Origin of the sequence: Streptomyces sp. NPDC059788 (assembly GCF_042732265.1) — a bacterium.
In the GTDB taxonomy this organism is placed as follows: domain Bacteria; phylum Actinomycetota; class Actinomycetes; order Streptomycetales; family Streptomycetaceae; genus Streptomyces.
Genome location: NZ_JBHWHY010000012.1, coordinates 61,301 through 81,863, shown reverse-complemented (window position 1 = coordinate 81,863; position 20,563 = coordinate 61,301). Strand labels below are relative to the sequence as shown.

Here is a 20,563-nt window from a genome sequence, read left to right as displayed (position 1 = left end):
GCACCAGTGGAACACGTGCTCGTCACCGGCGGCGCCGGCTTCATCGGCTCGCACTTCGTGAAGAGGCTGATCAAGGCCGAGGACATCGCCTGCGTCACCGTCCTGGACGCCCTGACCTATGCCGGTCATATCGAGAACCTGGGCACCGTTTTCCTCTCCGACAAGCTGCGCTTCGTCCACGGCAACATCCAGGACGGCGTAGTGGTGAACGGACTGATGGCGTCCGGCCCTACCGCCGTGGTGCACTTCGCCGCCGAGTCCCACGTCGACCGCTCCTACGACGCGGCGGGTGGGTTCCTGTCCACGAACGTGCTCGGGACGCAGGTCCTCGTGGACGCCGCGCACCGCCACGGCATCGAGAAGTTCGTGCACGTCTCGACCGACGAGGTCTACGGTCCCCTCGCCCAGGGCACCGCGACCGAGCGGGCGCCTCTTCGCCCCTCCGTTCCGTACGCTGTGTCCAAGGCGGCCGGTGACCTGGTGGCGCTGGGGGCGTACCAGACCCTCGGGCTCCCGCTGTGCGTGACGCGCAGCAGCAACAACTACGGGCCCTGCCAGTACCCCGAGAAGATCATCCCCCTGTTCGTCACCCGGCTCCTGCGCGGGATGCCCGTCACCCTGCACGGCCGGGGCCAGCATGTGCGCAACTGGCTGCACGTGCAGGACAACTGTGCCGGGATCGAGGCGGTCCTGCGCCACGGCAGGCCGGGGGAGATCTATAACCTCGGCGGGGGCACCGATCTGTCCAGCAGGGAACTGACACAACACCTGCTGCGCCTGTGCGGCGCGACGTGGGACGCGGTCACCTACATACCCGACCGCCCGGCCAACGACGTCCGCTACGCGATCGACTGGACCAAGGCCCGCGACCAGCTCGGCTACCGGCCCCAACGCCGCCTGGAGGACGGGCTGGCCGAGACCGCCGAGTGGTACCGCCGCAACCCCGACCGCTGGGCTCCGATGTCCCGCAACCTGCTCCCCGCCGTCCCCGTCGCTCGCACCGCCTCTGTCGAACCGGAGGGCGAGCATGTGTGAGCACTGGCCCCACGGCGCACTGATCGTGCTGGGCGCTTCGGAGGAGCAGATCGCGCTCTACCAGGAGGCACGGCGTTGCCGAATCCCGACCATCGCGGTGGACGCGCGCCCAAACGCTCCCGCGCTCGCGTTCGCCGAGGCCACCCTTAAGATCTCCACCCGGAACACCGACGCCATCGCCGAGGCGCTCGGCGACGTGCGCCCCGCCGGGATCGTGGGCGGCGCGAGCGACGCCGCGCTGGCCAGTTGGCACGCCCTGGGCCTGCGGTACGGCACCCCGTATGTGTATCCCAGCAGTGCCCTCGCGGCCGGGGACAAGGCCGCCTTCCACGCGATCGCCGCATCCTGCGGCATCCCCGGGTACGGATGGACCGCGTCGGACGAGCCGGACAAGGTGTGCGCGGAGGCGAAACGGTTGCGCTTCCCGCTCGTGATCAAACCGGCGGACGGCTCGGGCAGCAAGGGCATCACCCGCCTCACCCGCTCCGAAGACCTGCACGCCGCCGTCGCACACGCCCGCTCCTACTCCGCCTCCCAGACCGTGATCGCTGAGGAGCTCATCCAGGGCCGCCCCCTGGCTGTCGAGGTCTTCATGCAGGCCGGCAGGGCGCTGATGACCTGCATCACGGACAAGGACTTCATCGGCCAGAGCTTTGTCGTCAGGCGACTTTGTACCGCGCAGCTGGCGCCGGCGGCACACCACCGGATAGAGGCCACCGCCGAACGGCTGTGCCGCGCGCTCGGCATCGCCAACGGGCCGGCGAACTTCGACCTCGTCCTCGGCACGGACGGCCAGGAACGGGTCATCGAGGCCAACCCACGTCTCGGAGGTGACGGCGTCCCGCGCCTGCTCGCCGCCGCCTACGGCGTGGACGTCGTACGCGCGCTCATCGCCCTCGCACTCGGCGAGCCGTTCGACCACCACCTGACGCCGACGCGCGCCGCGCACGCGGCGCTGGAGCTGACCGGCTCACCGCACGCCACCGAGGGCGAACTGATCACGTGGGAGGGCGTCGCCGAATCCCGCGGCATCCACGGGGTCACCGATATCGAGCTGTACGCCAAGCCAGGCGACCTCATACGGCCGCACGACCAGTCCGGCCACAAGATCGGCCTGCTCGTCGCTGCCGGGCCCTCAGGCACGGACGCGCTCACCGCTTTGGAGACCGCGAGCGCGCTGCTGCGGCCGGTCATCCGCCCGAAGGGGGAATCGTGAACAACCAGTCAAGGCCGGACGCTGCACGCAACGCCAGCCCCTTCCTCCACGGTCACGAGGCGGCGTCCCTCGCCCGCGTGCTGGCAAGTGGCCACTACGGGCACACCGAGGTCACCGAGGAGTTCGAGCGCCGGATCGCACGCTACCTCGGCGTGCCCGACGCCGTGGCCGTCGCCTCCGGAACCGCCGCGCTCCACACCGCGCTCCTGGCCGCCGGCATCACAGCCGGTGCCGAGGTGATCGTGCCGTCCATGACGTTCTGCGCCACCGTGCAGGCCATCCTCGCCGTCGGCGCGGCCCCGCGCTTCATCGACATCGACGCCGCCACCCTGTGCGTCACCCCGGACCTCGTCAGGAAGGCGATCACCGACTCCACAGGGGCGGTGATCCCGGTCCTCTTCGGCGGCCGGGCCATCGACCTCACCCCGATCCGCGCGGAGCTCACCGAGCGCGGCATCACCGTCATCGAGGACGCCGCTCACGCCTTCGGCTCCCGCAACCCCACCAGCACCCGCCTCGTCGGCGGCGACGCCACGGTGCTGACCTGCTTCTCCTTCGGCCCGATCAAGAATCCGACCTGCGGCCAGGGCGGCGCAGTCATCCCCCGCACTCCCGACGAAGCACACACCCTCCGCCGCCTGCGGTTGCTGGGTGTCGCACAGTCCCCGAGCGAACGCGCCCAGACCACCACCTACCAGGTCCACGGGTTCGGCCTGCGCTACCAGCTCTCGGCCCTCAACGCGGCGATCGGCCTCGCCCAGCTCGACCACTTCGAGAAGGCCGCCGCCGCCCGCCGCCACCTGTGGCGCACCTACCGCGCCGCCCTCACCGGCCTGCGCGAGGTCACGCTCATCGACGTCGGCCCTGACCACGCTGTCCCCCACCTGTGCCAGATCCGCCTACCCCGACGGGACGAGGTCTTCGCGCACCTGCGCAAGGCACACATCGGTGTCGGCGTCCACTACCCGCCCAACCACCTCCAGCCCGCCTTCGCGACCTGGCGCCGCCCGCTGCCCGCCACCGAGCAGGCCGGTGAGCAGATCCTGAGCCTGCCCTTCCACCAGCACCTCACCGAGGCCGACATCGCCCACGTCGTACACGCCCTGCGTGCCGCGCTCGATGCGACCGGCACCACCCCGCACACCTAGCAGGGCTCGGGAACTCAGTCGGATGCGGCGGCCAGCAGCACCTCCACCAGCCGGTCCGCCGCATCCGGGCGCCCCTGCGCCCGCGCCGCAGCCGCCATGGCATCCCTGCGTCCGGGGTCTTCAAGGAGCCGGCCAACCGCCCCGCGAAGGCGCTCCCCGGTGACCTCCCCCACCAGTGCGACGGCCGCGCCGGACGCCTCCAGGTGCCGGGCGTTGTGCACCTGCTCGTTCCCGGCCGAGGACGCGAGCGGGATGAACACGGCGGGCTTGCCCAGGGCGGTCAGCTCGGCAAGCGTTCCGGCGCCGCTGCGCGAGATCACCACATCGGCCAGCGCCAGCACGTCGGGCAGCTCCGGCCCCACAAATGGCGTCAGGTGATACCGGGCAGCAACGCGGGCGGGAAACGCGGCCGCCCGCCCAGCCAGCGTCTCATAGTGGGCGGGCCCGCACTGGTGCACCACGTTGGCCCGCTCCAGCAGCCACGACAGCTCCCCGCCGACCACGTTGTTGATCTGCTGCGACCCCTGCGCCCCGCCGGTGACGTACACCGTGGGCAAGGCACGGTCGAAGCCGGGCCCCAGGGCGGCCACGGCCTTGTCCGGGTGCCCGGCCAGCACCTCCGGGCGCACGGGGTTCCCGGTGACAACCGCAAGCGGGCGCACGCTCTCGGGCAGGAGCGGCACACTCGACTCCGAGGACACCGCGATCCGCGAGGCGCTGCCGGCCAGCCTGCGGTTGGCGAGCCCGAGCCGTACGGTCTGCTCGTGCACTACCAGCGGGACTTTGCGCATCCGGGCGGCAAGCCCGGTCGGCACTGCCACGTAGCCGCCTGTCGCGAGCACCACGTGCGGCTGGAATCTCGCGACCGCTGTGCGCGCCTGAGCAACACCGAGCGGTACGCGCGCCATGTCCCGCACGTTCGCGGGCGACACCATCTTCAACGGATTCGACGAACGCCTCACCTTGCCGGTGGCCACCGCAGTGAACGCGATCCCCTCCGCGCCGGCAACGCGTGCCTCCAGACTGTCGGCACTGCCGATCCACAGCACATCGAGCGAGCGCCCCTGCGCCGTCAGCCGCTCCCGCAACGTACGGATCGCGGTGAGAGCCGGGTAGGTATGCCCGCCGGTGCCTCCCCCTGTCGCGATCAGACGGAAGACTGCGGGGGGCCGAGAGGGGATGTCCACACCAGGCACCCTAGCGGCCCAAGCGGCCCTCTTCGCGCGAATCGTCGATCTCCCGCCCCGGTTGCCGACTCGCGGATCGACGTCCGTGCACTTCTCACCTCGGCGCCCTGGCGCCAGCGCTTTTGGCGTGCGCACACGTCGGGCCATGTGGCGCAGCGAGCGCGAGAAGCCCGGGACGTAGATTGCACAATCGCAGGTCGCTTTCATGCGAGTCGGCAGCGGTACAGGCCGTACGGCGCCCCGCGCACGAGGCTTGCCCTGGGGCAGGGGGCGACAGGGCCCGGGTGCCAACGTCGCACGGCGCGCTGCGGCCGGTGGTGTCATGAGGGACTCGGGTGGCCCGGCCGGGCCGTAGTTCGAAGCCAATGCCAGGCCGGGCCCCGCAGTTCGGCCCCGGGCCGCGGTCAGGCCGCGGTCGGTGTGCAGCGGGCGGCGAAGGCGGCGAGCACCATGAAGTCGTTGTCGCGCAGCCCGTGCCGGGGATCGACGCGGTGCAGCAGCGCCGGGGCCGGGTGGTGGGCGGTGACGTACGCGCAGTCACGGTCGGTGATCTCGTCGTCGATCCAGCATCTCCCTCTCGACGGGGGGCTAGTGCGCAAGTCGCAGCGCAGCAGCTCCTCGACGCGCTCGTCACTTGACGGCGGCCCGCTCGATGAGAAGTGCTGCGAACCAATGCTGTACGGAGCGGTCGGCCTGAGCGAGAAACGTGTCGAGGGCGGACTGGTTGGCGAGGCTGAGTTCCAGCGTCTCGACTCGCCCCTCTCCCCCGAGGACCTGGCGCCGGGTTACTCGCACGGGTTCCGCGATGCCTCGCCCCTCAGAACACGGGGCCTGCCGCAGCAATCTGGCCTCACATCCCGCCCATTTCTTCACCCCCGGCATGCTGTTCTACAGGGGGTGTTCACAAGAGCACCTGGCCAGGCACAAGACTCGGCCCCGGTGATGCTCGTTTCCCAGGAGTCGGAAGATCGCTTCCCGGGACCTTCGCTGTCCTGTTGCTTGCCTGCTCGGGTCAGCTAGGTCTGCTCCAGGTACTCCAGGAGGTCTATCAGACCCATCGCTCCGGCCAGTTCGACGGCGCTCAGGTCCGGTGTGACGGCTGCCCGGAGGGCTTCCGACGTCTGCATGGCTGCGCAAAGAGCGATGTTTGCCATCTCGGCTCCTTGGGCGACCCTCAGCCCTTCGCCGACCTTCGTGTAGTCCGCTAGCGCGGCTCTGGCCAGCCATTCTGTGTGCGTGGGGCTCGCCACCTGCCGGAGGTGGTCAATCATCGTGATGAGATCGGGGATGCCCCACACGACGAAGGTGAACCGGTGCGTCCGAGTGGAGACCTCGATCTGCCTCTTGGGGCCCCACGAGGCGTCCCGGACGCCTGTAATGGCGGGCAGAAAGATGCTGAAGCGGCCGCGCAGACGGTTAAACCGGTGCGAGTTGAACACGAGTCGGTAGTTCGTCACATGCAGTCGGCCGCCTATGGCTTCTTTGCCATGCATGCCGACCACCCACATGAGCTGGCCGAAGGCGAACTGGCTCAGCCCGGTCTCGTCGAGGCTGACGACAGCGTTCGCGTTCTTGCTGACGTGCACGACCTCACCGGCCAGCAAGTCGTTCGCAGTGAGTGCCAGTGCCATCGGGCTCCCTTATCCGAGTGGCGCAGCACCCAAGCCGCGCTGCAGGTATCCCATCACGCCCCCTCGGCATCACGCCCAGTTCCCTCTCCAGATGGCTTGATCCAGAACTACTGCCCGAAGTCAGTTCCCAAAGGGCGCTCTTCCAGTTCCTCCGGTCGAACAGTCATGGCGCTCCAGCGGCAGCCGGAAGACGCATGCTGCCTGCTGCATCCCTCGTAGCTCGGCTGGTTGCGTAGTGACCGTCCTGGGGCCTGTGCGCCTCTGGGGCAAAGGTGCTCCCCTGCCCTTTCGTGATCTTCAGCAGTCTGCTGGTGTGCTCTAACGAGCTGCATATAAGCGGCAGTTGTCGCTTGGTGACAGAGGTGATCATCCCCCTCAAGGTTCTGTCTGTCTGGCATACGGTGTGGGCGGGACTCTGGCGTTCTGGCAGAGGCTCTGCATGGTCCTGGGAGTTCAGTTGGGGGCAGGCGATGACATCGCTATTCGAGCGGCTGGATGAGGAAGAGGCCATCGCCCGGGGCGAGCTGTCCGCTCTGAGGGACAAGGTCGCGCAGACAGAAGAACGGCTGGCCCGCCTGGCAGCGCTCGAAAAAGAGGAGCCGACCGCCCGGATCAGTTGCTCGATGAGCGCCATGATGGCCGCGGAGAGCCTGTACATCCAGGCGGAGCAGGCGGCCCACAGGACCCGTGATCCCGACCTCACCGCCATGATCGCCCGAACGCCTCGTCCGGAGGCGCCGTAGCCCGCTAGGGTGAGATCCGCGGCCGCGCCCAACCGCCCACGGGACCACCGGTTGGTGCGGCGGCCCCTTTCTCCCCGCGTCTGCGGGGGTGGCCCTCTGCTCCGCGCAGCCCGTTGCAGAGGTGCATCCGTGGTCCCCGCGCATGCAGGGTTGGCCCGTATACCTTCCTCTCCCTGCTGTTCGGCGCAGGGATGGCATCAGCGCGCCGCGCTGATGTAGCGACCCGTGTCCCGCCCGCGCCGAGAGGCAGTGCCATGACCGAACCCGTCCCCGCCCCCGCCGAGCAGACTGCCGCCGCCGTGGCGGCCGCCTATCCCGGCCTGCGCCAGGCTGAGCCGCACAACATCGGCGACCCCCTGTCCACCGTGAACCTGAACCCTGACCTGACCGCCCGTTACACCTGGGGCGGCTACGACATCCACGTCGCGGTGGGACATGAGGACCACCTCAACCGCGCGGACGTGGAAGACCGCTCTCTCCAGCGCGAGGTCCGCGCCTATGCCACGCTCCCGGTCCCCAAGGTCGTAGACGCCGAGGTGCGCGGCCACGTCGAATGGGGGATGCGGAACCCGCGGCCGGACATCCGCTTCCCGACGGCGTACAGCGCGGCGGCCGCCGCGCTCGACGACTCGCGACTGGCCAGCGCCGTCCTGGCGACGGTGGCGCTGGCACTGGATTACATGCGGATCGCCACCGAGCACGCTGGGCCCCACGCCGCAGACGCCGCCGAGGAAGCCCAGTGGGAACGCGACCGCCCCAAGGGCATCCCCCGGTCTCGGTGGCAGCAGCAGAAGAGGGCGGAACGAGCCGCCCGCCGCGGGGAGCCGGAGACCCCGTAGCAACAACCGCGGTGCGTGCCACTGCTCCGTGTTCTGGCGGGCAGGGCCTGCGTAAGAGCCGTCTTCCCCCAACAGGAGGCCGAGAACATGCCGACCGATCAGTCGACGGGGCACGCACAGCCGCGCGGGCACGAGGTGAAGATCACTCGCCAGGTCATCGGCAGTGGGGACTACCGCCTCTGGGTGAGGGTTCTCCCTGCCCCCGGCTTCGGCGACCGGGCCCGGCGCCTTGGCGGACAGCGCACCAAGGTCAGTCCGCGGTACGAGTACTGGCGGTTCAGCCCGCGCGTTGAGACCGCGGTCCGCGATCTGTGCTTGGACATCTGGGGCACGGACGGCACCTGGGTGACCGACCCCGACCGGGTGAACGTGCACTGGGACATCTGGGACGTACGGGATCAGCAGCATCTGTGGCTGGCCGGGCGTTTCATCGCCGGACGCGACGAGCGCGACGAGCCGGTGAAACTGGGCTGGGGGGTTCGCATTCTGAGCGGTGGGTTCCAGGCCCGGGGCGGTTCGAGGCCAAACCCGCGGGTGGCTCCGCGCGAGTATGAGGACACGGTGCTGGAGATTTCCGACGTGCCGCGGGGCGCCGCCGAGAAGGCCGTCGCCGCGCTCGGCGGTTTTGCGACCCTGGTGGAGCAGGAGCACGCGCACGGCTGGAGTTGGAAAGAGCTGTGGGAACGGCGTGAGCAGCTCCTAGCCGACCTGAGCGCCCTGAACACCGTGCTCAATGGCACAGCGCCGCCCGGTCCCGAGCGCTGCCGCTGCGGCGAGCACGAGTGCATCCCCGATGGCTACAGCGTCGAAGAAGTCGCCCAGTTCGCCGGCGTGACACGACACGCGGTATGCGCCTGGTGCCGCTCCGGCGCCATCCCCGCCGTAAAGGTTGGCGGCGGGCGATGGATCATCCTCAAACCACTGCCCGAGAAGGTCAACCGTACCCGCATCGCGCGGCCCGAACTGGACTGAAGCCGCGTGGCGGGACGGTGTAATACATCGTCTCCCTGTCACGTCTTTCGGGGTGAAGGCAAAACGCCTTGCGCGGGCCACCGCCCGATCCGATGGTGGCCCCCGCCGTACGGAGCACCCAAAGGAACCCGCCGTGGCCACTGCCGTCGCACCCATCGCCGTACAGCTCGCGCCCGAATTGACCCTGGAAGAGGTCAACCAGCTTGCCAGTGCTGGCCCGGCGGCCTTGCACATCACGATCACCCCCGCCCTGGCCAAGGGTCTGCTGACGCAGAACCGCAGGAACCGCCACATCCGCGAAAACACCGTCAACGACTACGTACGGGACATCCAGAACAACTCTTGGCCGCTCAACGGAGAGACGATCAAGCTGTCGATCAGCGGCGATGTCCTCGACGGGCAGCACCGACTGCTGGCCATCGAGAAGGCCGGCACTCCGGTCGAGACGTTCATCGTCATCGGCCTGCCCCCGGAGACCCAGGCGACGATGGACACCGGAATGCGCCGCACCGTCGCGGACGCGCTGGCGCTCAGCGGCGAGGCCAACGCCGCCACCGTCGCCTCGATCCTGCGCCGGGTGTGGGCGTGGGAGCAGGGCGACCGGAAGTTCACCCGGCGCAACTCGCCGACCACAACCGAATCTCAGATGCTGCTGGGGGCGCACCCCGAGATCCGGCGCTCCGCCGAGATCGCCAACCGCACCCGAGCGGCGTTCCCGCACATCCCGCAGTCGGCGTTGGGCACCGCGCACTTCCTGTTCAACGCGATCGACCCGGGAGAGGCCGCGTGGTTCTTCCAGCGGCTGGGCGACGGCGCAGAGCTGCCCTCCGGGCACCCGATCCTGGCGCTGCGCAACCGCGTCACCTCCGAGCGGGCCAAGGAGGGCACCGTGCCGTGGGCCCGACAGCTCACCTACCTCGTTCACGCGTGGAATGCGGTGCGCTCCGACCGCCGATTGAGCCGACTTCAGGTGAAGGCCGGCACGGTCCCGACCCCGAAGTAGCGCCGCCGAAACGGTCCTGCCGATCCGGCCCGCCCGCATGCTGCACCCGGGCGGGCCGCCGTACGGAACACCCGAGGGATCCCATGCAGAAGCTGTACACGGCCAGCACCATCAACGACTTCGTTCTCGACGAGCTGTACGAGACGCTGCGCCTGTACCAGCACGGCGCGTTCAGCGTGGCCTGCCCCGAGTGCCACGTGGGCCCCGGCGAGCTGTGCCTCGCCCGCCGGGCCGTGCACCGCGCCCGTCGCCGGGCGTACCGGGCCAAGTTGGAGGCGGTCGAACTCGTGCCGCTGCTGGCCGCCGCCTGATGCGCTCCGCGCCGAGCAGCCCGTATCTCCTCGCTCTCCGGGACTGCCTCGTCCCGGAGTGCCCCGCTGCCTTCGACTGGTCCCAGCCCTGGCCCGACGGTTGGAAGGGCGCCGCCGGACCCGGCGCCGGCGTTCTGTTCGCCTGTCCCGCACACAGCCCCGTCTGGCACCAGCACCGGCCGGTGACCCGGCACTACCCGCCTGAGGGCGGGGTCGCCGCGGTGTGCGCCTGCGGCTGGATGACCAGCATCGCCCCCACTCTCGGCACCTTGGAGGCGGCCTTCCTGGAGCACCTGGTGCCCGAGCTCACCCGGCCGTCGGTCGGTCCGCATACAGCGCCACCTTCATCTGACACCCCGAGCGGCTGTGAAAGCGGCTCTGGAAACGCCTGATGAGATCCGGCCCGACCCCGTCCCGCAGGTGCTTCACGGTCTCCTCGGAAGACGTACGGGCGTACAGGGTGGTGTGGATGACCGTGACCAGGTGCACCGACTCCAGCACCTCACGCTGCTCACCGTCGAACTCGGCGACCGTCTCCCCCCAGGCACGGGCGATGCCGGGGGCCACCTCGGGGGTCTTGGACTCGACGAGCGGCCACGCGTAGCCGGGCCCCTTCTCCCGGGCCACCCGGAAGGATTGCCACACCTCACTGCCCGCGTGCCCCTCCGGATAGCCCATGTTGCGGGCGAGGGCCGCCCAGCCGTTGCCCTTGATGTAGCGGTGGCAGCGTTCGCACGCGTACCACAGGCCCGCCTCGATCGGGAAGTCCAGCGTTGTGCCGGGGGTCAACTCGACCTGGCGCAACCAGGAGCAACCCGGCCAGTTCACGGGCGAGCCGTGCCCCGGCGCGGCGGCCGGGCTTGTCCTTGGGTGTCGTGTTCACCCGGCGGAAGCTAGGAACACGACCCGGCTTACGTCGCGCCCTGGCGGCTCGGCCTATACCGGCGGCCGCGACACCCCGGACACGTACGCCTTCAGCCCGTACCGAGTGAACTTGCCGCCGGGCACGATCTTCGCCCCGGCCGGCGGGGGAGCGGGGGTCTTTCGCTTCGCGCGGACGCTCTGGTCGCCGCCGATCAAATGCCTGTTGTCGATGGCGGCTGCGCAGTCGCCGCCGACCACGGCCGCGTACGGGCGGCGGCAAGCCCGGCAGTAGGTGTCCAGGGCGTCAATGCGCTGCTGCGTCTTGGTTCGGAAGGAGCCGCGGAAGTCGGCGACGCGGGCCACGGACTCATCGACGATGATCTCGGCGGCGACGACCCAGGTGTGGGGGTGCTCAGGGGTGTCGGTGGAACGGGCCGTGGACTCTACGGTCACGTGCTGATCTCTCCCATGGGAATCCGGGCCCGCTCCAAGGCCGTGCTTACTGGGGGAGACGTGCGAGTACCCCGATCCGTTACGTCAACGAGGCGGCCGCGGATGGGCGCCCGGGGTCCTATTACGAAGGGGTGACGGCGGCCGTCAGCTCGCGGACCCCGGCCGTGCGGGGGTGGCGCTGGGCGAGGTCGGTGACGATCTGGCGGATGGCGGGCCGGTCGCGGACTTCGCCGCGCGAGGCTCGTACGGCGTGCAGCAAAGCATCTGCGGCCGGTTCGGGTCTGGCCATCTGCCACCAGGCGCGCGCCATATCCGTGTGCATCCGGGCCCGGCGCTCGGGCGTGGGGAACTGGCCTTCGTGCAGGTCCGTACCGGCTTCCAGGGCGGCGCCGGCGTCGCCGAGAGCCCAGTGGACGCCGACGGCGTACAGGGCGACGGCCGCCGGGGTCAGCGGGAGCAGGCGCTCGCGCGGGGCCTGTTCGGGCAGGAGGCGGGCGGCGCGCTGGGCTTCACCGATCGTGGCCAGGGCCTGGGTCCGGTCGCCTGCGCGGGCTGCGCTGTACGCCTGGGTGCAGAGCATCTGGGCGTATGCGGAGGTCTGCGCGCTGTTGGTGAGTCCGGTGGCTTCGACCTGGGCCGCGGCCTTGAGGATGAGGCGTTGGGCGGCGGCGGGCTGGTCCTGGTGGCGCAGGACGATGCTCATCTCGCGGGCGGCGGCCGCGGCGGCGAGCGGGGAGCCGGACAGGTCGGCGTAGACGGTGGCGCGGTCGGCGGCCTGCCGGGACTGCTCGTAGCGGCCGATTTTCGTGAGGACCTGGGAGAGCAGGCTGTAGGTGGTCGACAGGCGGGCGAGGGCGAGTTCCTGGCGGGAGCGGGCCGCCACGTGCGCGTCGCCCAGTAGGCCGGGCAGCTCCTCTAGGAGCTGGACGTGCCGGCCGGCGTCGAACAGGCCGCGGGCGTGGGCCAGGCGCTGGTCGAGGGGCGCGGCCGAGCCGCTGGGGTCGGGGACGCCCGCCAGCGCGGCATCGACGCCGATCAGGAACTGCGCGGGGGCCGCGAGTCCGGCGGCGGCGAGCAGGGTGCGGCGGCGCATCGGGTCCTCCTCGGCTTGTGGACCATCGCGCGCCACCTTAGTGGCCGGGGAGGCGCCGAGGGCGAGCGACGCGGTCAGAACATCCGTCGGGATGCCCACCTCGGCGGCGGCGCGTCGCAGCAGACACAGATCGGAGGGGCAGCGGCGGGCTTCGAGCCGGGAGACCGTGGAGGTCGAGCACCCCAGGCGCTCACCGAGGTCTTCCTGACGCCATCCGCGCGCGGTGCGTCCGACCTTGACGAGCCCGCCGGGGTGCCGGGCAGTGACGAGGGAGCGGACCTTGGCGGAGCACCACAGGGGGTCGTCGGACACAGCGCCTCCCGCGCGCCAGGGGCCGGGGCCCGTTCCACGGTAGTGACTCGTCGTGCCCGCGTCGATGCCGTGTGCAGCATCTGCAAATGGCGTGCGCAGCGTGCAAGTTGACCTCCGGTCGGACGGGTGTCGTGGTGTCGTGGGCATACGGCGCGCACGGGGCCGGGTAGGCCGGCAAGTGGACGCTCGCAGTTGCCACACCGTGCTTGCCGTTCGGACGTTTCCGCGCGTAGATGACCGTCGCGGGGGCAAACTGGTGCGCTTCATCCGCCACGCGACACGGAGACCGGCACAGTGACCTTCACCCTCATCACCGACCACCCCGCATGGCACGAACCGCACGGACAGCGCGTGCGCCTGGTCGAGTACCAGGACACCCCGTGGCTCGCGGTGTGCGCACCGGACCAGGCGCTCACGCTGCGCCCGGCCGCCGCGGCAGGCGAAAGCCAACGGCCGCCGCTCCTGACCGTGACGCCCAGCGCCTTGCCCGCGCCCCGCACGGCCGCGACCCTGGTGCAGCAGCTCGCCTCCCTTGGAACGGTGCAGCGGCTGACGAACCCGAGCCTGTGGGACGCGATCACCACCGCGATTCTGCGGCAGGTCGTGCGCGCGGACCAGGCCCGCCGGGTCTACCGCGCCTGGTGCCAGGAGCACGGCCCGGCCGTGTCCACTCAGGCCGGTGCCCTGTCGCTGTGCCCGGCCCCCGAGACCGTACTGGACCTGAGCGACCAGCAGTTCACTGACACGGGCACGACGTTCCACCGCACCGCGCTGCGCGCCGCGGCCGCCGCCTACCGCGACCACCACCACACCTGGAAGCACCTCGGCCCGGACGACCTCGTCAAGGCGCTGCAAGAGGTGCCGCGGATCGGCCCGTGGACGGCGGCGGCCGCGGCCGCCGACTACACCGGCGACTTCGCGGTCTACCCGCACGGCGACCTCGCGGTGCGCACCTGGGCCCGCCGCGCCGCCCCCGAGCACGCCTTCCCCGATGGCGAGCGCGCCTTCAGCGCCTACTGGCGGCGCCTGGCCAACGAGGACCGTACCCACCTGCACGCTCTGACCCTGTTCACGCTGACCTGGGGGAGCCATGTCCGCACCGCACAGCCAGGAGACACCCCGCACGCACCCGCTTGACCTCATCGCCGGATCGGATCGATCCCGCACTCTCGACGCCCTGTTCGTCAACGCCCCGTTACGCGACTACAGCCTGCGGCCCCGGGTCAACGACTACACCCTGCCCGTGCTCGGCATGGCCTACATCGCCACCTACGCCCACCAGGCCGGGTTCAACGTGGGCGTGCTGGACGCCGAGGCCCACGGCCTCGGCGTCACGGAGACCACCGGTCTGATCAACGCCGCCCGGCCGCGCTGGGTCGGGATGAACCTGCTGGCCCCCACCTACGAGCTGTCCGCGCGCATCGCGGCCGGGCTCGACGACGACATCGCCCTGGTGGTCGGTGGCCACCAGGCCAAGGCCATGCCGCAGCGCATCCTCGCCGACCCGCGCATGGGCCGCCTGCACGCCCTGGTCATCGGCGAAGGCGAAACCCGTACGGCCGCGCTGCTCGGCGACGCCCGGCGCCGTACGGAACTGCCCGGCGTGCTGTGGCGCGACCGGCTGCTGAACACCACGGCAGCGGGCATCGCACCCCCCGGCACCACCGGCCGGCACCTGGCCCCCGACATCGACGCCCTGCCGTTCGTCGACCGCCGCTACCTGCCCCAGGACCCCTACACCGCCGTCGACGGCCGCATCGAGGCCAATATCGTCGGCAGCCGCGGCTGCCCGTATGACTGCGGGTTCTGCGGTGCGGCCGTCTCCGCCAACCCCGACGTCAAGATCCGCACCCGCCGCCCGGACAACATCATCGCCGAGCTGGAGGACCTGCACGCCCGCTACGGCGTTACGGCCTTCCGCTTCGTCGATGACCTCTTCCTGGGCGCGGCTCGCATCATCCGCCCCGCCATGGACGCCTTCAGCGCGCACCGCATCGGCGAGCGCTACGTGTGGGACGCGACGGGGCGCATCAACGTCCTTGACCGCGCGGACGATGCTTTGCTCGACACGCTGGCCCGCAACGGCCTGCGCGAGGTCGCCCTGGGTATCGAGTCCGGCAGCGACCGCATCCTGGCGGCCATGGACAAGCGCATCACCGCCGCCATGACCGAGCGCGTTGCCCGCCGGCTGATGGAGCGCGGCATCCAGGTCAAGGGGTACTTCATCCTGGGGTACCCGGGCGAGCAGCCCGACGACCTGGCGGCCACCGAAGCGCACATCCGCGCGCTGTGGGACCTGTCCGACCATCTGCCCGGCACCTTCCGCGCCTCGGTCTTCGAATTCCGCCCCTACCCCGGCACCCCCGTGTGGCAGCAGCTGACCGCCGCAGGTCACGATCCGGCCGACCTGCTCGCCTACAGCGACATCGACCTCACCGACCACGGAGCCGACGAGACCATGCGGGCCCGCGACGAGTTCAACTTCAGCGTCGGCATCCAGTTCGGCGGCGTCCCCCTGCCCAGTCTGCGCACCAGCCTGGCCGCCCTGACCCGCGAACAGCACGCCCGCACCGCCCGTCCGGAACTCGCAGCATGACCCAGCCCCCGCCGCCGGGACGACTGGTCACGCTGGACGGCCCCGGCGGCGTCGGCAAGTCGACCACCGTGACCGCCCTGACCGCGCGCCTGCGCGAGCGCGGCGAGACGGTCCACGCCACCACCGAGCCCTCCCACAGCGCGCTCGGCCAGTTCACCCGCGCCCACGCCGACCACATCCGCGGCCGCGCCCTGGCCTGCCTGGTCGCCGCCGACCGCTACCACCACCTGCACATCGAGATACAGCCCCACCTGGCCGCCGGTGACACCGTCGTGTGCGACCGCTACCTCGCCTCCACCCTCGTCGTCCAGCGGCTCGACGACGTCCCCGAGCCGTTCCTGCTCGCCCTGAACGCCGACATCCGGCTGCCCGACCTGGCGGTCGTCCTGACCGCCGTCCCCGAAACGATCGCCGGCCGCCTGGCCCGCCGCGGCGCCCACCACCGCTTCGAGACGGACCCCGAGGTGCCCGCGCGCGAGGTCGCGCTCTACCGGAGCGCCACCACCACTCTCGAACGCCTGGGCGTGCGGGTCCTCACCATCGACACCAGCGTCCTCACCCCGCAGGAGGCAGCCGCCCGGATCACAAGCGCCCTTGCCCCGCCAGCCGCTAGCGTCGAGCCGACCACAACGGCCCCGACGAGCACGGTGACCCCATGCCCACAGCAACCCCCGTCGTCGACACCCACGTAATCCTGCGCGACGGCGACAAGATCCTCCTGTCCCAGCGCGGCAGCCCCTACGGCTACGGCCGCTGGCACCTGCCCTCGGGCAAGCTCGACAGCGGCGAACCCCTCCCCGTCGGCGCAGCCCGCGAACTGTGGGAAGAGACCGGCCTCACCATCGACCCGGACCACCTGCGGCAGGTCCACGTCGTCCACCACCAGCAGGCCCCCGGCAACGAACGCATCGGCTTCTTCTTCCTGGCCACCCGATGGGAGGGCGAACCCACCAACCGCGAGCCCGACAAGTGCCTCGACCTGCGCTTCTTCGACGTACACGATCTGCCGAAGGACATCATCGAGTACCCCGCCGCCGGCCTGTACGGCTACCTGATGAACCCCGCTCCGCTCACCCTGCACGGCTGGCCAGAGCCATGAGCCACACAGACTGCGGGACCCTACCCCGAGGAGCGCTCCGGCGCGGCCGGACACGTCGATACCGTGGATGCACTGCTGGCTCTCGGGAGGAGCGACAGCGACGTGGACCGTCGGAATTTCCTGACCGCCACCGGCGGCACCGCCCTTCCGCCCTCGGCCTCCCCGACGCCGACGCCGTCACCCGCCGCGTGCACACCGCTCCGGCCGACGCCGTACGCGTCGGCCGGGCCGATGTCGACGCCGTCTTGACCATGGTCCGAACCCTGGGTGACCTTGCTGCCGAGTACGGCGGCGGTCACGTGCGCCACCTCGCGATCAGCTACCTCAACCACAACGCCGGGCCCTGGCTGAAGGGCCGCTTCGACGAGGAGACCGGCCGGCAGCTCTACGGCGCGACCTCGCAGCTCACCCACCTGATCGGCTGGATGCCCCAAGACCACAGTGACGACCCGAGCGCAGCCATTCCGTACTACGAGCAGGCCCACCGCCTCGCCGCGGAAGCAGGCGAACCCGAGCTGGCCGCCACCGCGCTGCGCGGCATGACCGTGCAGGTCCTTGCGATGGGGCCCCGGCACCGCGCCCGCGCGGTGAACCTGGCCGAGCAGTGCATGAACAGCGCCAAGGACCTGAGCGCCCCCCGGGCCAGGGCGTACTACCAGACCACCCTGGCCGAGGCGGTCGCCCTCGACGGTGTGAGTCTGCGCGTATAAGCACGTGCCGACCTGGCCCGATGCCCTATTCTGCGATCAGATGACCGAGTTCGCCGACGAGGCCCGCACACGACTGGCACACCTGCTGCGCATGGCAGGTAGCGCAGTCGATGAGGAACGCGCCCGTATCACCGACCATGTCTCGAACACCCCAGATCCGCCGCTGCTGGGCCCGTACGGCATCCGTACGGCCAGCTGCCCGCGGTGCCGGTGGACGATGTGGGAGCACCGGGACGTCGACGGGAGTGCCATCTCGGTCTGCTCGCGGTGCGGCCACGTACAGGGAGTGAGCCCGTGACGGAACCGGTAGAAGGTGTGCAGTGTCCGGCCTGCCACCAGCCGATGGAGCCTCCGCTGACCGAGCGCAGCAACTGGTGGTGCTACGGGTGCGGGCGCAACGGCGTGCTCGGTGAGACACCCGAGGACATTGAGGACCGCGAACGCGGCAAGCACCGCGCCCTACGCCTCCTTGAAGAGGCGCTGGCACGGCGCGGTGTTGACTGGACCGAGCACCGGAAGGACCGTGGGGTCATGCCGCCAGGTATCCAAACGCGCGAAACCCCCTGCCCCGAGTGCCAGCAGACCGGGGGCCAGGGAACCATGTACAAGACCGTCGAGGTGGACGAGGACGGCAACGAAACTGGCGAGTCGCAGTGGGTCTGCGGCACGTGTGGACACGTCGAGTAAGGCCGTACAGCCCGGCTGCGCCCTCACCCCGCAGCCGAACGACCTGCCCACCGGACCACTCACGCTGATGCTCGCACAACGTGAAGCGTAATGAACCGTCGGCGGGCCCCCGGGTAACCCGTGGCGTACCGTTTTGCTTGTCTGAGCCAGGACGGCGAATCCGCGCGTGCGCGAACGGAGTTGAGTATGCCGCAGTGGAGCGAATACAGCACAGGACAGCGCATCAAGATCCTTCGGGGCCGGAATCTGACACAAACCGAGCTGGCCGAAGCAACGGGGCTAACGGTGGACACCATCGCGCGGGCGGAGCGAGACGTAGCCCTGACGCTCCCGACGCTGCTCGCGGTCTCGGCAGCGTTGCACGCCGACGTGTCGGTGATCGTTGGGCAGCAGGCACCTCGGCGAGCTGTCACTCGTCAGGACCGCAGGGTGTTGCAGACACTGTCCAGGACGGTGCACGACACAGCGGCCGGCATCCTGCCCAGCACGGTGGACGAACCGCCGACGCTGGAGGAACTGCGCACCATCACGGGCACGGCTTGGGATCAGTACTGGGCCGGCAACTACGTAGAGGCGGGCGCGGTCGCCGCACCGTTCTTGCAGAATGCTGTCGTACGGCTGCACGCGCAGCCAGCAGGACAGCAGGCCGAGGCGTGGTCCGTGCTGTCCGACGCCTACCGCATCAGCGCGTACGTGGCCAACCTGCTCGGGTCCCGCGACCTTGCGTACGCAGCGATCGGACATGCGCACAAGGCTGCCGAGCAGGCGGCCGACCCGATGCGCGCCGCCCTCGTGGATTCCGGTCGCGCGTGGGTCTACCTGCGCGATGCTCGACTGGAAGACGCGCTCAACCTGGCGACCAAGGCGGCCATGGACATCGAGCCCCGCTTCTCCGCTGCAACACCGGAGGAACTGGTGGTGTACGGCTCGCACGTGAATTTCGCGGCCGTCGTGGCGAGCCGGAAGGACGACGGCGTCCGGGCAGGAGACTTCCTCTCGCAGAGTCACGCCATCGGCACCCGTCTGGGCAATGAGTGCCGCGCCTACGGGACGCTGTTCGGCCCGGTAACCGCCACCACGCAAGCCGTCGGGATCAAAGTGGCGCTTGGAGAGACGGGCACCGCTCTGAGCCTGGCGGACTCCATCCATGACGTCTCCGGCCTTCAAGGGGCTGCCCGTAACCGCTATGCCCTGGACAAGGCGATGGCGCAGGCCGACGCGAAGATGTGGGACTCCTCGCTGGAGACCCTGGAAGAAGTCTGTCGGGAAGCGCCGGAGTGGGTGCGCCACCAGGCGCTGCCAGGAGTGATCGCGGAGAAGATCAGCCTCGGCTCCACTGCCCGGGTCCGCCAGATCTCCGAGCTGCTCGGGGTCGTGGCGACGCCATACGGACAGAGCTTCGCGCCAGCGAACCGCCGTACGGCTTTGTGAGGTGAGCGTTACGCAGAAGACGTTGACGTAACCAAAACCCGTACGGGGCATACGGCTTGAAGGGCCTTGACGAACCCCAAACCCGTATGCTCCTGCCGGGTATGGGGGTTCGCGAATTCCCAAACCCGTACGCCTCTGCCCTTCCGTCGGACTTTCGTCCACGGGACGGTTCATGCATGGGTCGATCACCAGGGACAACTGGCCGCCGACGCAACCTCCAGGACGCCGCCAACGGCATTTTCCCCAGCCGGGTGCACGTAGTTCTGTACGCCTGCATCGACGATGAGCACGCCGCCGACGCCGTCATGGCGGCTCTACGGGCCTACGCCACAGCGCGGGACTGGGTCGTCGTAGAGAAGTACTACGACCTCTCGACGGCCGAGGCACGCCTGGGGCTGAGCCACGCCGTGGACATAGTGCGGTCCGGCAAGGCCCACGGTGTGGTGGCACCCAACACCACGCATCTCACCGGGTCTCGCTTCGGGCAGGGCTCGCTCGCAGACCTGCTGCAGGTCATCGACGGTGCGTTCGTCGACTACCTCACCAAGGTTCCGACAGCGCCAGTCACCCCTGGGGCGGCGTCATGAGAACCGCAGCCCACCCTGACCCCATCCACGGTTCGTGCATCAGGCTGCTCGTACAGCCGCCGTCCGAAGAAGGCGACGGGATATCCCTGAGCCAGCTCAGGGCGATGAGCCGGGCGTGTGCGGAGGAAGTCTGCCCGTACGCGCCCGATTACGGCGACGCGGCAGCACTGGTCACCTCGGAGCTGGCCACCAACGCACTGCGGTACGGGGCCGAGGACGACGAGCCCGTGTACGTCGCATTCCCCACGTGTCCGCGCGCTTTTCAGGTCCGCGTCCTGGACCCGTCCCCGAAGCTGCCCGAGGAATGCGTGGCCCACGACGATGACGAGGCAGGGCGCGGCCTGTTCCTCGTCCATCACTTCACCGCGCAGTACGGCGGCCGTCTCGACGTCGAGGTTACCGAGGCTGGTAAGGCCGTGGTGTGCACCCTCCCTTCCCCCGTACTCCGCCTCGCTGCGGTGGAGGTGCCCGCATGACGTCCGGTTTCAGGTGGGGTGGCCGGCCCGTCCCCCGCTGGCGCCACCACGCCTTCCGCGCCCGCGGACTCGACAACGCCGCGGCACCATCCGCGCAGGCAGGCGACTACGTCACGGTCGACTGGGGGGAGCGCCGCAGCACGGCGTCGGACCGGGTCGTCACATGGTGG

The 20,563-nt window shown here is 70.2% G+C and carries 25 protein-coding genes; 18 read left to right on the top strand and 7 right to left on the bottom strand.

Annotated features, from left to right (window positions below; genetic code table 11):
- The first annotated feature begins 6 nt into the window (after window positions 1-6).
- From ACFV57_RS13150 to ACFV57_RS13140, 3 genes are read left to right on the top strand one after another with little or no spacing between them, the layout of a single operon-like run.
- Window positions 7-1,035: a dTDP-glucose 4,6-dehydratase gene (locus ACFV57_RS13150; protein ID WP_385229771.1), complete on the top strand. Its 1,029-nt coding sequence runs from the start codon at window positions 7-9 to the stop codon at window positions 1,033-1,035.
- A complete protein-coding gene (locus ACFV57_RS13145; RefSeq protein WP_385229768.1) occupies window positions 1,028-2,251 on the top strand; it encodes an ATP-grasp domain-containing protein in 1,224 nt (407 codons plus the stop codon). The genes ACFV57_RS13150 and ACFV57_RS13145 overlap by 8 nt, the downstream gene beginning before the upstream one ends.
- Window positions 2,248-3,399 (top strand): DegT/DnrJ/EryC1/StrS family aminotransferase, encoded by a 1,152-nt coding sequence (locus ACFV57_RS13140; protein WP_385229765.1) that lies wholly within the window; start codon window positions 2,248-2,250, stop codon window positions 3,397-3,399. Before ACFV57_RS13145 ends, ACFV57_RS13140 begins: the two co-directional genes overlap by 4 nt.
- A gap of 14 nt (window positions 3,400-3,413) precedes the next feature.
- Here the strand turns inward: ACFV57_RS13140 and ACFV57_RS13135 are convergent, their stop codons facing one another.
- The 4 genes from ACFV57_RS13135 to ACFV57_RS13120 form a co-directional block, all read right to left on the bottom strand.
- Window positions 3,414-4,586, bottom strand: a complete 1,173-nt coding sequence (locus tag ACFV57_RS13135) for a glycosyltransferase (RefSeq protein ID WP_385229762.1) — start codon at window positions 4,584-4,586, stop codon at window positions 3,414-3,416.
- Window positions 4,587-4,990: 404 nt separating this feature from the next.
- Window positions 4,991-5,185, bottom strand: a complete 195-nt coding sequence (locus ACFV57_RS13130) for a hypothetical protein (protein WP_385229759.1) — start codon at window positions 5,183-5,185, stop codon at window positions 4,991-4,993.
- 31 nt (window positions 5,186-5,216) lie between these two features.
- Window positions 5,217-5,381, bottom strand: a complete 165-nt coding sequence (locus ACFV57_RS13125; protein WP_385229756.1) for a hypothetical protein — start codon at window positions 5,379-5,381, stop codon at window positions 5,217-5,219.
- Window positions 5,382-5,602: 221 nt separating this feature from the next.
- Window positions 5,603-6,217, bottom strand: a complete 615-nt coding sequence (locus ACFV57_RS13120) for a hypothetical protein (protein WP_385229753.1) — start codon at window positions 6,215-6,217, stop codon at window positions 5,603-5,605.
- 290 nt (window positions 6,218-6,507) lie between these two features.
- Here ACFV57_RS13120 and ACFV57_RS13115 point away from each other — a divergent pair, with 290 nt between their 5' ends.
- From ACFV57_RS13115 to ACFV57_RS13095, 5 genes are all read left to right on the top strand, one after another.
- Window positions 6,508-6,960: a hypothetical protein gene (locus tag ACFV57_RS13115; RefSeq protein WP_385229750.1), complete on the top strand. Its 453-nt coding sequence runs from the start codon at window positions 6,508-6,510 to the stop codon at window positions 6,958-6,960.
- Between the two features lie 254 nt (window positions 6,961-7,214).
- A complete protein-coding gene (locus tag ACFV57_RS13110; RefSeq protein WP_385229747.1) occupies window positions 7,215-7,799 on the top strand; it encodes a hypothetical protein in 585 nt (194 codons plus the stop codon).
- 87 nt (window positions 7,800-7,886) lie between these two features.
- Window positions 7,887-8,771: a helix-turn-helix domain-containing protein gene (locus ACFV57_RS13105; protein ID WP_385229744.1), complete on the top strand. Its 885-nt coding sequence runs from the start codon at window positions 7,887-7,889 to the stop codon at window positions 8,769-8,771.
- A gap of 133 nt (window positions 8,772-8,904) precedes the next feature.
- Window positions 8,905-9,774, top strand: a complete 870-nt coding sequence (locus tag ACFV57_RS13100; RefSeq protein ID WP_385229741.1) for a hypothetical protein — start codon at window positions 8,905-8,907, stop codon at window positions 9,772-9,774.
- Window positions 9,775-9,857: 83 nt separating this feature from the next.
- Window positions 9,858-10,085 (top strand): hypothetical protein, encoded by a 228-nt coding sequence (locus ACFV57_RS13095; RefSeq protein ID WP_385229739.1) that lies wholly within the window; start codon window positions 9,858-9,860, stop codon window positions 10,083-10,085.
- A gap of 306 nt (window positions 10,086-10,391) precedes the next feature.
- Here ACFV57_RS13095 and ACFV57_RS13090 read toward each other — a convergent pair whose 3' ends face one another.
- From ACFV57_RS13090 to ACFV57_RS13080, 3 genes are all read right to left on the bottom strand, one after another.
- On the bottom strand, window positions 10,392-10,913 hold the full coding sequence (locus ACFV57_RS13090; RefSeq protein WP_385229736.1) for a hypothetical protein: 522 nt from the start codon (window positions 10,911-10,913) through the stop codon (window positions 10,392-10,394).
- Window positions 10,914-11,021: 108 nt separating this feature from the next.
- On the bottom strand, window positions 11,022-11,402 hold the full coding sequence (locus tag ACFV57_RS13085) for a hypothetical protein (RefSeq protein WP_385229733.1): 381 nt from the start codon (window positions 11,400-11,402) through the stop codon (window positions 11,022-11,024).
- Window positions 11,403-11,523: 121 nt separating this feature from the next.
- The gene (locus ACFV57_RS13080; protein ID WP_385229730.1) at window positions 11,524-12,807 is read right to left on the bottom strand and encodes a helix-turn-helix transcriptional regulator; all 1,284 of its coding nucleotides are present in this window, start codon (window positions 12,805-12,807) and stop codon (window positions 11,524-11,526) included.
- A 294-nt stretch (window positions 12,808-13,101) separates the two neighbouring features.
- Between ACFV57_RS13080 and ACFV57_RS13075 the strand changes: the two genes are divergently transcribed.
- The 10 genes from ACFV57_RS13075 (at window position 13,102) to ACFV57_RS13030 (ending at window position 20,393) form a co-directional block, all read left to right on the top strand.
- Window positions 13,102-13,944, top strand: coding sequence for a hypothetical protein (locus tag ACFV57_RS13075; RefSeq protein ID WP_385229727.1), 843 nt, complete (start codon window positions 13,102-13,104; stop codon window positions 13,942-13,944).
- Entirely contained in the window at window positions 13,898-15,403 is a 1,506-nt protein-coding gene (locus ACFV57_RS13070; RefSeq protein WP_385229724.1) for a B12-binding domain-containing radical SAM protein, read from the top strand. Before ACFV57_RS13075 ends, ACFV57_RS13070 begins: the two co-directional genes overlap by 47 nt.
- The gene (locus ACFV57_RS13065) at window positions 15,400-16,095 is read left to right on the top strand and encodes a dTMP kinase (RefSeq protein WP_385229721.1); all 696 of its coding nucleotides are present in this window, start codon (window positions 15,400-15,402) and stop codon (window positions 16,093-16,095) included. The genes ACFV57_RS13070 and ACFV57_RS13065 overlap by 4 nt, the downstream gene beginning before the upstream one ends.
- A complete protein-coding gene (locus tag ACFV57_RS13060; RefSeq protein ID WP_385229718.1) occupies window positions 16,059-16,502 on the top strand; it encodes an NUDIX domain-containing protein in 444 nt (147 codons plus the stop codon). Before ACFV57_RS13065 ends, ACFV57_RS13060 begins: the two co-directional genes overlap by 37 nt.
- 188 nt (window positions 16,503-16,690) lie before the next feature.
- Entirely contained in the window at window positions 16,691-17,212 is a 522-nt protein-coding gene (locus ACFV57_RS13055; protein WP_385229715.1) for a hypothetical protein, read from the top strand.
- A gap of 40 nt (window positions 17,213-17,252) precedes the next feature.
- Window positions 17,253-17,510, top strand: coding sequence for a hypothetical protein (locus ACFV57_RS13050; protein WP_385229712.1), 258 nt, complete (start codon window positions 17,253-17,255; stop codon window positions 17,508-17,510).
- Window positions 17,507-17,899 (top strand): hypothetical protein, encoded by a 393-nt coding sequence (locus tag ACFV57_RS13045; protein WP_385229710.1) that lies wholly within the window; start codon window positions 17,507-17,509, stop codon window positions 17,897-17,899. The genes ACFV57_RS13050 and ACFV57_RS13045 overlap by 4 nt, the downstream gene beginning before the upstream one ends.
- 186 nt (window positions 17,900-18,085) lie before the next feature.
- Window positions 18,086-19,330, top strand: a complete 1,245-nt coding sequence (locus ACFV57_RS13040; protein ID WP_385229707.1) for a helix-turn-helix domain-containing protein — start codon at window positions 18,086-18,088, stop codon at window positions 19,328-19,330.
- Between the two features lie 176 nt (window positions 19,331-19,506).
- Entirely contained in the window at window positions 19,507-19,917 is a 411-nt protein-coding gene (locus ACFV57_RS13035; protein ID WP_385229704.1) for a hypothetical protein, read from the top strand.
- A complete protein-coding gene (locus ACFV57_RS13030; RefSeq protein ID WP_385229701.1) occupies window positions 19,914-20,393 on the top strand; it encodes an ATP-binding protein in 480 nt (159 codons plus the stop codon). Before ACFV57_RS13035 ends, ACFV57_RS13030 begins: the two co-directional genes overlap by 4 nt.
- Window positions 20,394-20,563 lie beyond the last annotated feature (170 nt).

Bases quoted from the DNA above. Each gene is read 5' to 3' on its own strand.
- ACFV57_RS13145 (WP_385229768.1), top strand. From the start codon at position 1,028: ATGTGTGAGCACTGGCCCCACGGCGCACTGATCGTGCTGGGCGCTTCG.
- ACFV57_RS13120 (WP_385229753.1), bottom strand. From the start codon at position 6,217: ATGGCACTGGCACTCACTGCGAACGACTTGCTGGCCGGTGAGGTCGTG.
- ACFV57_RS13110 (WP_385229747.1), top strand. From the start codon at position 7,215: ATGACCGAACCCGTCCCCGCCCCCGCCGAGCAGACTGCCGCCGCCGTG.
- ACFV57_RS13105 (WP_385229744.1), top strand. From the start codon at position 7,887: ATGCCGACCGATCAGTCGACGGGGCACGCACAGCCGCGCGGGCACGAG.
- ACFV57_RS13095 (WP_385229739.1), top strand. From the start codon at position 9,858: ATGCAGAAGCTGTACACGGCCAGCACCATCAACGACTTCGTTCTCGAC.
- ACFV57_RS13070 (WP_385229724.1), top strand. From the start codon at position 13,898: ATGTCCGCACCGCACAGCCAGGAGACACCCCGCACGCACCCGCTTGAC.
- ACFV57_RS13065 (WP_385229721.1), top strand. From the start codon at position 15,400: ATGACCCAGCCCCCGCCGCCGGGACGACTGGTCACGCTGGACGGCCCC.
- ACFV57_RS13060 (WP_385229718.1), top strand. From the start codon at position 16,059: ATGCCCACAGCAACCCCCGTCGTCGACACCCACGTAATCCTGCGCGAC.
- ACFV57_RS13050 (WP_385229712.1), top strand. From the start codon at position 17,253: ATGACCGAGTTCGCCGACGAGGCCCGCACACGACTGGCACACCTGCTG.
- ACFV57_RS13040 (WP_385229707.1), top strand. From the start codon at position 18,086: ATGCCGCAGTGGAGCGAATACAGCACAGGACAGCGCATCAAGATCCTT.
- ACFV57_RS13035 (WP_385229704.1), top strand. From the start codon at position 19,507: ATGGGTCGATCACCAGGGACAACTGGCCGCCGACGCAACCTCCAGGAC.
- ACFV57_RS13030 (WP_385229701.1), top strand. From the start codon at position 19,914: ATGAGAACCGCAGCCCACCCTGACCCCATCCACGGTTCGTGCATCAGG.